Here is a 13,176-nt window from a genome sequence, read left to right on the forward strand (position 1 = left end):
CTCTATAAATGATAAATATCAATAACATGATTGATATAATCATTGTTAAGTTGAATTTTCTTACGTGTGATCTGGAAGTCTTCTCCCTGCTTGATCAACGTACACTCATTGTGGCCAAAAAAGTGATCGGTATGTTTATAACGATGACTAAAGGTGCACCAGTTATAGCGAACTTCGATCCGGGGACCATCCTGTGTCAGCACTTCAATATTACTGAGTAAGTGTGTGGTACGCGGTTCGGGCGTACTGGCCGCTGAACGCTCAGTCTTGATTCGATAGACACGATCCTCCAGACCATCACGGGTAGCGTAATAGATGAGCGAAATTTCTCGCTGTGGATTAGTTGTCAGGTAATCGTCGTCCCCCCATGCGGGCATCCAGTATTCACTTTTCGGGTGATAGCACTCGATCCAGGCATCCCAGTCGCGATCGTCCAGCAAGCGCGCCTCACGAAACAGAAATTGTTCGATTTGACGTTGAATAGAAGACATTATTTAACCTCCTTGTTGCCCTGACCGATGGCTTTGAGTAATGTTTTTTGCCAATGATGATGGTGAGTAATATAGAGTGCCTCATCCTCTGAGACCGTACCGGTCAACAGTGGTGAGATGCCCATCTGCTCGGCATTCTGGTCAGCGCCTTCCAGCCAGCGAGTTGCACCACGGCTCATATCACTCCATGGCAGGTTTTTCGCATTATAACCAGCCTGACAGGCGCGGAATTCTTCCAAGTCATCGGGGGTCCCCATACCACTTACGTTGAAGAAATCTTCATATTGCCGAATTCGCAGTGCCCGATCTTCGTCACTTTCCCCTTTGGGGCCGAAGCAGAAGATAGTGACTTCGCTTTTGTCTACGGCAATAGGCCGAACGATACGTAACTGGGTTGAAAACTGATCCATCAGGTATAAATTTGGATACAGGCAAAGGTTACGGGTTTCATTAACCATCAAGTCTGCTTGTGTTTTTCCAAATTGCCCGGTAAGTCTGTCACGGTGTTTGAAAATCGGCCTGACCTCCGGGTTCAGCACACGGGTCCACAGCAGCATGTGCCCATTCTCAAAACCGTAAACTCCCCCGATGCTTTTCGACCAGCCGTTGGCATCAACAGTATGTGTGGCGTTTGCCTCATAATTACGGCGTGACATGGTGGAAGCATAGTTCCAGTGCACGACGCTGACATGATAACCATCGGCACCATTTTCCATTTGTAATTTCCAGTTTCCCTCATAGGTATAACTGGAGGAGCCGGGCAAGACTTCAAGCCCGTTCTCAGAAGAATCCACAATAAGATCAATTATCTTACGAGTATCACCTAGCCATTTATCTAACTCGCAAACATCATCTTTAAGGCTACCGAAAAGGAAACCTCTATAGTTGGCAAAACGGGGTAATTTTTTAAGATCGTGTGAACCTTCCTTTTTGAAACAAGGGGGATAGCCTCCAGTTTTTTCATCCTTCGCTTTCAGTAATTTGCCACTATTACTGAAGGTCCATCCGTGGAAAGGGCAGGTAAATGAGCTTTTATTACCGGTTTTACGTGTGGCAAGCATAGCGCCACGGTGAGAGCAGCTGTTGATAACGGCATTGAGTTCACCGGTTTTGTCACGGGTAAGCATCACCGGCTGGCGACCAATTGTTAAGGTATAATAATCACCGGGATTAGCGATTTGGCTTTCATGAGCGAGGAATACCCAGTTTCCCTCAAATATATGCTCCATTTCCAGTTCAAAAAGCTCGGCATCAGTGAAAATGCTACGATGACATTTATAAATGCCTCTTTCCTTATCGACCACCAATGCATCATTTAACTTTTCTTCAAGCGTGCGGGCACGCCGTGAGATAATTTCGCTCATAACTATTCCTCTTTTATATTTTTTCAAAGTTAATGTTGATTTATACTTTAAAAATTTAGCAATTAAAAAATAAAGGAATGATAAATCCCCAGGAACTTGTAAAAAACCCCAGTAACTGGGGGAGTAAGCATAGTCAATATATTCTTTAGCTTGACGGTGGTAGTTATTTTTATGTCAATAACCTTACTCTAATGCGCGCGCTCGTTTTCCCCTTGTTTCCTCTGAGTTACTTTTTGTTGGAGAAAGTTTGAAGTCGAATTTTATTTCTGTATGAGATTCAGAAATATCGCGTTCTCGAGCAATCTCGGCGTTATTTATTTTTACTGGGTTGGAAATTAACTCTTCGCGTGTGGCGAATGCAAAGTCGTCCCATAAATACTTATCGCCATTAAGATTAATCTGCGTAGTTAAGTGTTTGTAGCCTGGGCAGGAAACAAAAAAGTGAATGTGTGCAGGGCGATTACCGTGACGACCTACGTGATTTAATAATGCCTGAGTTGGTCCATCAGGTGGGCAGCCATAACCCGAAGGCAGAATGCTTTTTGCGGCATAACAGCCATCTTTATCGGTTTTAATACGGCGGCGAAGATTATATTCCGACTGAGAACGGTCGAAAAAAGAATAGTTACCCAGAGTGTTGGCATGCCAGATATCAACAATAGCACCTGCAACAGGATTATTAAGTGTATCGGTCACCTGACCATACAGCCACATGGGTTCACCATCGTCTGTGCCATCATCCATACGGGCGAAACCTTCGCTGATGGGTGCGTTGGCTACGTATAAAGGACCTTCAATGGTACGCGGTGTTCCGCCATGCAGTTTGGCTGCTTTCTCTTTTTCATCAGCTCGCATATCAAGAAAGCGTTCCAGACCTAAACCGGCTGCCAGTAATGCGACCTCTTTGTGTTCACCTAATACATTGATGTAATTAATGGCCTGCCAAAATTCTTCATCAGTAACATCGAAATGATCAATGGTACGGAAAATATCACCGAGTAAACGGTGTAGGATCTGCTTGAAGCGTGGGGCGCCTTCTTTGTTGTTCATCCCACAGCTTATATTAAGAAGCTTTTCCAGTTCAGCTGGATTAATTATATTCTTTGACATAGTTAAGTCCTTTTGTAGGGTGGTTTGATGCTAATTATCGTTTTCGTGAATAGAGGAAGGATGTCGACACAAAGGCTGTATACACATGCTCATATAAGGATATAACGGCAGTCCTGTTAATATTTCATGAAGTTCAGCGTTATCCCTGACGTCAAAAATACTAACATTTTCATATTTCCCGGCAATGCGCCAAATGTGACGCCATTTGCCTTCTTTTTGCAATTTTTGAGAATATCTTTTTTCTCTCTCCTTTATTTCGTTTGCCTGATCTTTAGGTAAAGAGTCAGGGATGTTTACGATCATTTCGACTTTAAATAACATTTTTAGCCTCATTAGTAATCAATATATGATGGATATTTCCTGCCATACTGATGTTAATTTCTTATAAGGAAGTGTTTCAAGGTTGAAAATTATTTTCTTGCGTAATGGTGAAGTTTATCCTGGTCAATTTCAATACCCAGCCCGGCTCCCTGAGGTAGTAAGACATGATTGTTCCGATAATTAAGTGGCTGAACGACAATGTCGTCTTTTAGCAGTAACGGACCAAACATTTCAGTACCGCTGGTCATCTCAAGCGTTGACCAGGCATGTAATGCACTTACTGTACCCAGAGTACCTTCCAACATCGTACCGCCGTACAGTGAAATTCCAGCCGCCTGTGCGACGCGAGCAAGTTTGATAGCCTGAGCTGGTCCGCCTGCCTTAGCAATTTTAAGTGAGATGGCACCTGTGAACCCGCCATTAGCGAGTGCAAAACCGGAATGGCTGTCCGAAACGGCTTCATCAGCCAGAATAGTGGCCTCTACACGCTGGCTCAGGGAAATAAGATTTCTGTGATCGTAGAGCGGGATTGGTTGTTCAATCAGGCTGATCCCCCCTTGGTATAACTGAGGAATAGCACGCAGTGCGGTATTCATGTCCCAGGCCTGATTAACATCCACCTGTACCATTATGTTATCGCCGAGAGCGGATTTAATTGCCAGTGCGTGCGCAATATCTTCTTTAGGCGTTTTGGCTCCAATTTTCAACTTGAAGGTATTATGGCGGCCTTCGGCAACCAGCCGATGCCCTTCGTTAAAATCTTTTTCAGTGCTGCCACTTGCCAGCGTCCACAGCACCGGAAGTTCTGTGGCTAATGCCCCACCGAGTAATGTGCTGACAGGTACATTCAGCATCTTACCCTGAGCATCAAGGAATGCCGTTTCCAGCGCAGATTTAGCAAAAGTATTACCTTTCACCGCGTAGTTCATCATTTTTGTCAGGGCTTCCACACCGGATATTTCCTGATGAAGAACGGTAGGGGCCAGATAATTATCTATAGCCGATTTTATTGCTTCCGGACTTTCCGGACCATAGCTCAGTCCTCCAATCGTGGTTGCTTCTCCCCAGCCCGTAATACCATTGGAGAAAGTCATTTTCACAATGGTTAATGTCTGGCAACCCATTGTGACCATTGAAAGTTTATGTGGTCTGATGGTCGGAATATCTACTAACCAGCATGCAATGGTGTCAATCGTTAAAGACATTGGGATGCTCCTCAAGTCAGAAAATCAATAACCTGGCGACTGAATAAAACAGGGCAGGCAATGTTTGATAAATGTGATGCTGGAAGCTCGCAAAACCGCGCATTACGCGCATGTTGCGTTATCCATTGCGCATCGGCGGGTGTCGTCACCTCGTCGAATTCACCAGCAATAACCAGCATAGGACGTTCCATAGTCGCGACCTCTTCTCGCAAATCAGCATGGGCCAGCGCGTTACAGCAGGCGGCGTAGCCAGGCGGATCGAGCTCTTTCATGCCATCAATTAGCGCGTCAACAATACCGGGGTGCGCAGCAATATAATCCTCAGTAAACCAGCGGAAGGCTGCTCCCCGGGCTACCGGGTCCATCCCTTTGGTCTGCACCAAATCGGCTCTGCCTAACCACATCTCAGCGTTGCCTATTTTTGCTGCGGTATTAGCGACCACAAACTGCCCGAAACGGTTGGGATGGTGACTGTTAAGCCACATTCCTGTCATACCACCCATGGAAATACCGCAAAAGCTGGCTTTCCCGATGCTGAGATGATCCATCAGATCAATGACATCTTTACCCAGCGTTGCCAGTGAAAGCGGATGACTGGTTATCGGTGAGTTGCCATGCCCACGTGTGTTATAACGCAGTACCCGGAAATGTCTGATCAAGCTGGTAAACTGGGCATCCCACATGGTCCAGGTCGTACCTAATGAGTTTGATAAGACCAACACAGGGGCATTGGCTGGTCCGTCAAGGCGATATTCCAAATTCATCCTTATCTCCCCTCAAACTTTTTCAAGAATTAATGCGATACCCTGGCCGACGCCAATGCACATAGTACAAAGTGCATATCTCCCCTGAATTTTGTGTAGCTGATATGCTGCGTTCATAACCAACCGTCCGCCTGAAGCGCCAAGAGGATGGCCAAGGGCAATCGCACCGCCATTGGGATTGACCCATTCAGCATCATCCGGCAACCCCAATGCCCGTGTAACGCTCAAAGCCTGGGCGGCAAAGGCTTCATTGAGTTCGATGACATCCATCTGCTGCAGAGTCAAGCCGGTCTTTGCCAGCACAAGTTGAATAGCGCCCACCGGACCAAATCCCATGATACTGGGCTCTATGCCGCTGCAGGCACTTGAAACGATACGTGCTACAGGTTGCAAATCGTGACGACTCAATGCCCTGGTGCTGGCGATTAACATTGCGCAGGCACCGTCATTTAGACCAGAGGCATTACCGGCGGTGATCGTCCCTTCTTCACTGACCACCGGTTTCAGACGGCTAAGCAATTCCAACGAGGTCATACGCGGATGTTCGTCACGCTGGAAAACCACCGGCGTTTCATTTTTTCTGGCTGGTAGCGTGACGGTAGTGATTTGATTATCGTAAAAACCATTAAGTTGGGCTGCGGCAGTACGTTGTTGACTGCGTAGTGCGAAAGCATCTTGATCTTCACGACTAATGGCGTATTTTCGCGCAAGATTTTCAGCGGTTTGCGGCATAGACTCTACGCCGTACAATGCTTTCATTGCAGGATTGATAAAGCGCCAACCCATCGTCGTATCTTCAATTTTCATTGCCCGGCTAAAAGCCGTTTCTGCCTTGCCCATGACATAGGGTGCTCGCGACATGCTTTCGACACCACCAGCAATAATCAGGTCACATTCACCGCTTTTCACCGCCCGGGCAGCTGTTGCCACAGCATCAAGACTTGAGCCACACAGGCGGTTGAGTGTACAGCCAGGTACGCCAGAGGGCATCCCAGCAAGCAGCGCGGCCATACGAGCAACGTTGCGATTATCTTCGCCTGCCTGATTGGCACATCCCAATAACACATCATCCACTGCATCCAGATCCAGTTGAGGGTTATGACTTATCAGCGCCCGTAGCGGAATAGCAGCAAGATCATCGGCCCGGACAGCAGCCAAACTACCATTAAGCCGGCCAAATGGAGTGCGGGTGCTGTAGCAAAGGTAGGCTTCAGACATGGGAAACTCCCTGTTTATCAAGAGCAAATTGCAACTTAACGGGTGTCACTTCCTGTAGATATTCTGCTGTGATATCACCAAACAGTTCTCTCACCACAATACCGGAGGGAGTAATATCCATAATGGCCATATCGGTATAAATACGGTCAATACAGGCTATGCCGGTTAACGGATAAGTACAGTGTTCTACAATTTTGCACTGGCCTTTTTTGGTCAGATGATCGGTCATGACAAGCACTTTTTTGGCACCAATCGCCAGGTCCATTGCCCCGCCTACAGCCGGAATAGCGTCAGGTGCACCCGTGCTCCAGTTTGCTAAATCGCCCTTTGCCGATACCTGATAAGCGCCTAATACACAAACATCCAGGTGCCCGCCACGCATCATGGCAAAGGAGTCACCGTGGTGAAAATAACAACCGCCAGGGAGCAGGGTAACGGGTTGTTTACCCGCATTAATCAAATTGGGATCAATATCTTTTTCTTCGGGAGCTGGGCCCATGCCTAAAATACCATTTTCGCTGTGTAACAGAATTTCTTTATCAGCGGGTAGATAGTTGGCAATTAATGTTGGAAGGCCAATCCCTAAATTAACGTAAGCGCCTTCGGTAATATCCAACGCAATACGCTGCGCCAGTTGGTGATGAGTCAATGCCATGACATAAAACTCCTTATGCTGAAAGGCGAACGGGGTGTGATTCGACAGTGACTACACGTTTAACAAAAATACCCGGCGTGATGACAGCTTCAGGATCTAAGCTGCCTAACTCAGCGATCATGTCAACCTGTGCCAGGGTGCATCGGCTGGCGGCGGCCATGATAGGGCCAAAGTTTCTGCTGGTTTTATTGAAAATAAGGTTGCCCCAACGGTCAGCGACGGAGGCTTTAATCAATGAAAAATCCGCTTTCAGCGCCGTTTCAAGTACGTAATATTTGCCATCGAATTCCCGGGTTTCCTTTCCCTTAACAAGCTGGGTACCGAATCCTGTTGGGGTGTAAACCGCTGCTATACCCGCCCCTCCTGCCTGAATTCGTGCGACCAAATTTCCTTGTGGAACCAGCTCCAGCACTATTTTTTTTTGGCGATATAGCTCGTCAAATACCCAAGAGTCTGTCTGGCGTGGAAATGAGCAAATAATCTTGCTGACACATCCTGCTTTTAACAACGCCGCAAGCCCGTAATCCCCATTGCCGGCGTTATTACTGATTACAGTCAGGTTCTTAGGGCGACGTCGAATTAATGCCTCTAAAAGCTCAGCAGGCTGACCCGCAGGACCAAAGCCACCGATCATTAATGTTGCGCCATCGTGAATATCCTGCACAGCGTCATCTGTTGAATTGAGCACTTTATTGATCATGAATCTTTTGTCCTATCAATCGGTATGTGCATTTAACTTAGAGAAAGGGTAAGTACACAGCAAGTGCGAATATCACTACTTTGTGCGATTATCGGAGCAATGGCTAATGGCATGTTAAAATTGTGAGGTATGTTGAATAAAAAGAGACGTTCTTTAAGAGCACAGTGGTTTTTAAATTAAATTATTTTGAAAAATAGGGAGTAAATAATGAATGAAGTAACAAAGCATAGTGATATCGAGTTGTTAAGAGTGCGGGAAATTAGTGAGTTGGCAAATGACAAATATAAGGGAGATCCTAATTTTATGGCCTCGCTGGCACGAGGACTGGTGGTGTTGCAGGCTTTTAGCCCACAATTTCATGCTATGTCTGTGGCTCAATTGAGTCTGAAAACAGGGTTACACCGTGCTGTCGTGCGCCGCTGCCTGTATACATTAAGTGCGTTGGGATTTGTCTATTCTCCTGATAACAGACATTATCATTTACTGCCTCGTGTACTGACTATAGGGCATGCTTATTTAAACTCTTCGGAGCTTGCCAGACAGGCTCAGAATGCGCTGGATTATCTAAGCAAACAAATTGATGAGTCGTGCTCTGTAGCCACGCTTGACGGTGATAATATTTTGTATATTGCTCGCGCTTCGATGAAGCGCATTATGACTATCGATCTGGGGCGTGGCAGCAGGCTACCAGCTTATGCAACCTCAATGGGCATGGTTTTATTAAGTGAGCTAAGCCAGGATGAATTGAATGCATATTTTTCAAGGGTAAAGCTTGAGGCATTCACTGAATTTACCCTTACCGATGAGCAACAATTAAGGGATATGTTAATTAAAGTTAAGGCCCAGGGATATGCAATAAACGATCAGCAACTCGAAGTGGGGCTGCGGTCGATGGCTGTGCCGATGTATTCGCGTAAATCTGGTGTTGTTGCAGCAATGAATGTCGGAATTAACGCTTCGCACATGACGGTTACTGAGTTACATGAAAAACTCTTACCTAAACTGCAGCGGGCTGCTATGGAACTTGCATTGCTGCTCTGACCGAGTCTGCCTGTCTGGTGGAGTTTAACACTTTGACGGGCACATTGAACCTGATGGCGTATGACTTGCTGCTGGATCGTCTGGTAGAAAAGGTGCTGGCGGATGATCAGGATCCCGCTATTGCTCAGGCCTGCCTGCGGCAGGTTCTTTTCAATCTCGCATTAGAAATATCCTAAAATAGTGTAATAAAACCCGACCAGGGCGGTAGTTAATTCAGTACGGAGCAGTCCGGCGGGGAAACGATGCCGGGCTGTTTCACCGCAGCAGGCCAATCAGTTTTTAATCTCACGCAGGTATTTATAAACGGTGGTGCGGCCAAGTGAGAGCACGCTGGCGATATAATCTGCCGAATTTTTTGCCCGAAATGCCCCTTCTTTATGCAGATCCAGCACCAGATCTTTCTTCTGGCTGCGGGTCAGTGCGCCGAGTGAGGTGTTCTCCCGGCGTATCCATTCGTGCAGGAAGGTGTTGATTTTCTCCTGCCAGTCATCGCGAAACAGCTGTTCCGGCTGGGGCTGTAGGCGGGTAACGGATAAAAACAGTTCAAGAGCATTGCGCGCGTCTTCAAAGGGTGCGGTGCTGAAGTTAATGCACAGCAGATAGCCAGGGTCGGGCGCCTCTCCCGCCGCGATGGTGACGGAACGCATTTTCTTCCCGTCCCAGTTCAGCTTTTCATAAGGGCCGGTCACCGAAGCCAGCGACTCGACCTGCAGCTCCTCCAGCCCGGCGTCATCGCCAATATTTCGCCGCGACAGATTATTGGCGATATAAGCGACCTTGCCTGCCGCCACGTCATGAATAACCACTTCAACGCTGGGAAAGAACAGCGCAGCGATGCCATCCGCTACGGATTTCAGTAGCGGGAATGCGGCGTTGTGCGCGGATGATACGTTTGTCAAATACCTGTCCTCATAGACGGCGCCGGTTCTGGTCAGGCGTGAACGCTCAGGCACGATGCCCGGCGGGGGAAATCATTGTCGAACGTACGATTAAAGCCCCCATCGCGGGCAGGTGCGCTTTACCCCGCACCCCTGAGCTCCAGGGGCTGTCCATCATAGCCGATTTTTGCCGCTGGCTGAGTGGCTTCTGTTCGTCTGCTATAAATAAATCAGAACTCCGTTGTAAACAAAAAGTGCATAATGTACTTTTGAGTTCACTTTTATTCCCGATTATCTGCCGGAGCTGGTGGCGCAGGCGTGCGGCAAGCCCAACGACTCCCGTCACGTGTTTTTCCGCTCCCCTGGGCTGGGTCTGGAAGATATCGCTATCGCACTGTTGACTTACCTCAGAGAATAGGAAAATGAAATGAAAATCAGACCGTTTGGTGTTGAGCAGTGGATGAACGAGTGGGAAAACCACTGCGAATACAATCTGGCAGAAACCTGCGTTGAATCACTGACTATGCAGCAACTGCTGGCGATGTCGGGCAGAACCACAGAAATACTGGAAGAGATGCTGCAAATCAAAATGACCTATGGCCATATCACCGGGTCAGAACGGTTGCGCCGGGCCATTTCGATGCAGTACCGCAGCCAGTCAGCAGAGAATATCCTGATCGCGCACGGCGCCATTGGTGCCAACGCGCTGATTTACCAGACGCTGGTGGAGCCGGGTGATACGGTGATCTCCGTGCTGCCGACCTACCAGCAGCACTACTCAATTCCGGCCAGCCTGGGGGCGGAGGTGAAGATCCTGCCGCTGCGCGAAGAAAACGGCTTCCTGCCCGATGTAGCCGAGCTGAAGTCCCTGATTGATGGTAAAATCCGGCTGATTGCCATCAATAACCCCAATAATCCTACCGGCGCGCTGATGGATGAATCCCTGCTGCGCGAAATCGTCGTGGTGGCGCGGGAGGCTGGTGCCTGGCTGCTGTGTGATGAGGTGTATCGTGGCACTAATCAGGTGGGAGATGGCTATACCGCCGCAGTGGCCGACCTGTATGAAAAAGGCATCAGCACGGCCAGCATGTCGAAAACCTATTCGCTGGCGGGCCTGCGCCTCGGCTGGATTGCCGGGCCGGAATCGCTGCTGAAAGCGGTAGAAATCCACCGCGACTACAATACCGTCAGCGTTGGCGTGCTGGACGACTTCTTCGCCACTATTGCGCTTGAACATCGCGATAAGATCCTCAGCCGCAATCAGAAAATACTGCGGGACAATCTGCAGCTGCTGGAGGAATGGGTCCACGCTGAGCCGCTTATCAGCTACGTTAAGCCTCAGGCAGGGACCACGGCGTTATTGAAGTATGCGTTGCCAATAAGCTCGCGGGCATTCTGCATCGGGCTGCTGGAGCGCTATGGCGTGATGTTCACCCCCGGTGAGGCGATGGATATGGAAGGCTATGTACGTATCGGTTTTGCCAATAATAATCAGGTGATGAGCCAGGGACTGCAGCTGGTCAGCCGCTATCTTAAAGAGCTGGCTGCCGAACTTAAAGGCACAGAACCCGGCTAAGTGGCATTTCGCAGAGTGCCGATCATGAATTCTGCACAATAAATTACCGCCTGAGCACAGTTAAGCGAAAAGTGATTATCAGTCTGAGGGCGTTGTGGTATGAATTCAGGGGTAAAATAAAAAAGGGTGAGTTTTATGATGTCGCAGAAGTTGGCCAACAGAGTTAAAGATCTTCAGTCATCAGCAATTCGCGAGCTACTCAAGCACAGCAAAATGGAAGGCGTTATCTCACTGGGTGGGGGCATTCCTAACCCTGAATTGTTTGATCAGGAGGGGCTGAAAATCGCGATGGATCGTGTGCTGACTTACGACAGTCACAATGCGTTTCAGTACGGCCTGAGTGAAGGTGAATTGGCCCTGCGTGAGGGCATCTGCCAGATTCTGGCCGAGCGCGGCATTCGCAGTACCTCTGATGATGTGGTGATCACTTCCGGTTCTCAGCAGTCGTTAGATATTCTGGCGCGGGCGATTATCAACCCCGGCGACGTGGTGGTGGTGGAACGGCCAACCTATCTGGCGGCGCTGCAGGTGTTCCAGCTGGCGGAAGCGCAGCTGAAGTCGGTGGGTACCGATGGTGAAGGCATGATCGTTGACGAACTGGAAGAGCTGGTCAGGCAGACGTCGATCAAAGCAGTTTATATTGTCCCTACCTTTGGCAATCCAGGCGGCGTCACGCTCTCTGACATGCGCCGCAAGCAACTGGTAGAGCTGGCCAGCCGCTACGACTTCCTGATTATAGAAGACGATCCCTACAGCGAAATTAACTTCTCCAGCGAAAAATTCCGTACCTTGAAGTCTCACGCGCAGGAGATCGGCGCGGACGATCGGGTGATCTACACCTCAACGTTTTCAAAAATTCTGGCTCCGGGTGCACGTGTGGGCTGGATTGTGGTTCCGGCATGGGTGAAGCAGCAGGTGGTGATTCTGAAGCAGGCTACCGATCTACATACCAGCTCATTGTCCCAGGCCTTGACCCGCCACTATCTGGAAAGTGGGCGTCTGCAGCCGCAGATTGCGCTGATCAGACAGGCGTATAAGCAGAAGTGTGACGCACTGGTGGAGGCGCTGCAGACGGAGCTGGGCGATCGCATTCATTTCCACCGTCCCCAGGGCGGCATGTTCCTGTGGGCAACCTTCAATGAGGCGTTTAACACTACCGAATGGCTGAAGACGACGCTGAGTAACGGCGTAGTGTACGTGCCGGGCGAGTTCTTCTACTGTGATCGCCCTGACACTGCCACGCTGCGCCTGTCTTACGCGACGGTGTCTGAAAGCAATCTGGCGGAAGCGGCAAGAAGACTGAAAGCCTCACTGCCTTGCTAACCCCCCATAAAAAGGCCCTTTATCCGTAAAGGGCTTTTCTCTTTCACCTTAACCGACGGTGTTTAGCGCTGTGGTTTACCGCGCACCGGGGCATCGCCCGCGACGTAATAGTCAGCGGTACTGCGCGGCAGCGGCGCGCGGCCACGAATACGGTCGGCAATCTTTTCGCCGATCATAATAGTAGTGGCATTCAGGTTACCCGTAATGATCAGCGGCATGATCGAGGTATCCACCACGCGCAGCCCGCTCAGACCGTGGACGCGGCCTTCGCCGTCAACAACCGCCATCTCATCGTTGCCCATTTTACAGGTGCCGCACGGGTGATACGTCGTTTCGCCGTGATTGCGCACAAACTCATCCAGCTCTTCGTCCGTCTGGTACGTGTCACCGGGGCTGATCTTTTTGCCACGGAAGGCATCCAGCGCAGGCTGATTGATAATCTCACGGGTGATACGGATTGCCGCGCGGAATTCAATCCAGTCCTCTTCATCTGCCATGTAGTTAAACAGAATGCTCGGATGCTGGCGTGG

At 49.1% G+C, this 13,176-nt stretch carries 15 protein-coding genes; 4 read left to right on the plus strand and 11 right to left on the minus strand.

The genetic code is table 11. The features are described 5' to 3' along the window. Positions 1–2 precede the first annotated feature (2 nt). The 9 genes from benB to AC07U6_RS21485 form a co-directional block, all read right to left on the minus strand. Positions 3–491, minus strand: coding sequence for a benzoate 1,2-dioxygenase small subunit (benB, locus tag AC07U6_RS21445; protein ID WP_494762501.1), 489 nt, complete (start codon positions 489–491; stop codon positions 3–5). Beyond that, positions 491–1,855, minus strand: coding sequence for a Rieske 2Fe-2S domain-containing protein (locus AC07U6_RS21450; protein ID WP_494762502.1), 1,365 nt, complete (start codon positions 1,853–1,855; stop codon positions 491–493). The genes benB and AC07U6_RS21450 overlap by 1 nt, the downstream gene beginning before the upstream one ends. A gap of 183 nt (positions 1,856–2,038) precedes the next feature. Beyond that, positions 2,039–2,965, minus strand: a complete 927-nt coding sequence (gene catA / locus AC07U6_RS21455) for a catechol 1,2-dioxygenase (RefSeq protein ID WP_494762503.1) — start codon at positions 2,963–2,965, stop codon at positions 2,039–2,041. Positions 2,966–2,995: 30 nt separating this feature from the next. Next, the gene (gene catC / locus AC07U6_RS21460) at positions 2,996–3,286 is read right to left on the minus strand and encodes a muconolactone Delta-isomerase (protein WP_494762504.1); all 291 of its coding nucleotides are present in this window, start codon (positions 3,284–3,286) and stop codon (positions 2,996–2,998) included. A gap of 89 nt (positions 3,287–3,375) precedes the next feature. Further along, positions 3,376–4,491, minus strand: coding sequence for a muconate cycloisomerase family protein (locus AC07U6_RS21465; RefSeq protein WP_494762505.1), 1,116 nt, complete (start codon positions 4,489–4,491; stop codon positions 3,376–3,378). Positions 4,492–4,502: 11 nt separating this feature from the next. Further along, positions 4,503–5,255, minus strand: a complete 753-nt coding sequence (gene pcaD, locus AC07U6_RS21470) for a 3-oxoadipate enol-lactonase (protein WP_494762506.1) — start codon at positions 5,253–5,255, stop codon at positions 4,503–4,505. Between the two features lie 12 nt (positions 5,256–5,267). Next, positions 5,268–6,473: a 3-oxoadipyl-CoA thiolase gene (gene pcaF, locus AC07U6_RS21475; RefSeq protein ID WP_494762507.1), complete on the minus strand. Its 1,206-nt coding sequence runs from the start codon at positions 6,471–6,473 to the stop codon at positions 5,268–5,270. Further along, positions 6,466–7,128 carry a 3-oxoacid CoA-transferase subunit B gene (locus tag AC07U6_RS21480; protein WP_494762508.1) on the minus strand — a complete coding sequence of 221 codons (663 nt, stop codon included), beginning with the start codon at positions 7,126–7,128 and terminating at the stop codon, positions 6,466–6,468. The genes pcaF and AC07U6_RS21480 overlap by 8 nt, the downstream gene beginning before the upstream one ends. Before the next feature lie 13 nt (positions 7,129–7,141). Then, positions 7,142–7,828 carry a 3-oxoacid CoA-transferase subunit A gene (locus tag AC07U6_RS21485; protein WP_494762509.1) on the minus strand — a complete coding sequence of 229 codons (687 nt, stop codon included), beginning with the start codon at positions 7,826–7,828 and terminating at the stop codon, positions 7,142–7,144. 207 nt (positions 7,829–8,035) lie between these two features. Between AC07U6_RS21485 and AC07U6_RS21490 the strand changes: the two genes are divergently transcribed. Together AC07U6_RS21490 and AC07U6_RS21495 are read left to right on the plus strand one after the other, a co-directional pair. Then, on the plus strand, positions 8,036–8,869 hold the full coding sequence (locus AC07U6_RS21490; RefSeq protein WP_494762510.1) for an IclR family transcriptional regulator domain-containing protein: 834 nt from the start codon (positions 8,036–8,038) through the stop codon (positions 8,867–8,869). 32 nt (positions 8,870–8,901) lie between these two features. Next, positions 8,902–9,045 (plus strand): hypothetical protein, encoded by a 144-nt coding sequence (locus AC07U6_RS21495; protein ID WP_494762511.1) that lies wholly within the window; start codon positions 8,902–8,904, stop codon positions 9,043–9,045. Between the two features lie 96 nt (positions 9,046–9,141). Here the strand turns inward: AC07U6_RS21495 and AC07U6_RS21500 are convergent, their stop codons facing one another. Beyond that, a complete protein-coding gene (locus tag AC07U6_RS21500) occupies positions 9,142–9,768 on the minus strand; it encodes a helix-turn-helix transcriptional regulator (protein WP_494762512.1) in 627 nt (208 codons plus the stop codon). Positions 9,769–10,174: 406 nt separating this feature from the next. Between AC07U6_RS21500 and AC07U6_RS21505 the strand changes: the two genes are divergently transcribed. After that, positions 10,175–11,323, plus strand: coding sequence for an aminotransferase (locus AC07U6_RS21505; protein WP_494762513.1), 1,149 nt, complete (start codon positions 10,175–10,177; stop codon positions 11,321–11,323). A gap of 135 nt (positions 11,324–11,458) precedes the next feature. Continuing rightward, entirely contained in the window at positions 11,459–12,646 is a 1,188-nt protein-coding gene (locus tag AC07U6_RS21510) for an aminotransferase-like domain-containing protein (protein ID WP_494762514.1), read from the plus strand. Positions 12,647–12,708: 62 nt separating this feature from the next. Here AC07U6_RS21510 and AC07U6_RS21515 read toward each other — a convergent pair. Further along, on the minus strand, positions 12,709–13,176 hold a 468-nt coding region (locus tag AC07U6_RS21515; RefSeq protein ID WP_494764844.1), incomplete at its 5' end, for a GMC oxidoreductase.

The organism is Erwinia sp. GW821-FHT03D09, assembly GCF_059420805.1.